Genomic DNA, 258 nt, shown 5'->3' with positions numbered 1-258 from the left:
AGGCCGGCCTCCTTCCGGGTCTGCTTCCCTTCGGCCGCGGCCTCGACGAGGCTGGGGCACAGTCCCTGGGTTGGGGCGAGCTGCCCGCCCGCGGCCTCGACGCCGAGCAGATGATCGAGGCTGCCGCCTCCGGTGAGCTCCAGGCTCTGGTCGTCGGCGGCGTGGATGTCCGTGACTTCGACGAGCCCGCCGCCGTGCGCGAGGCCCTCGACGAGGTTCCCTTCCTCGTGTCCCTCGAGGTTCGCGCCTCGGAGATCA

At 72.1% G+C, this 258-nt stretch carries 1 protein-coding gene; it reads left to right on the top strand.

The window, feature by feature from the left end; translation table 11 throughout:
• The coding region (locus QP415_RS12165; RefSeq protein WP_285100247.1) for a hypothetical protein at positions 1 to 258 on the top strand (258 nt) is incomplete at both ends.

Origin of the sequence: Pauljensenia sp. UMB3104, from assembly GCF_030217285.1 — a bacterium.
Classification (GTDB): Bacteria; Actinomycetota; Actinomycetes; order Actinomycetales; family Actinomycetaceae; genus Pauljensenia.
This window is presented reverse-complemented; position numbering and strand designations above follow the sequence as displayed.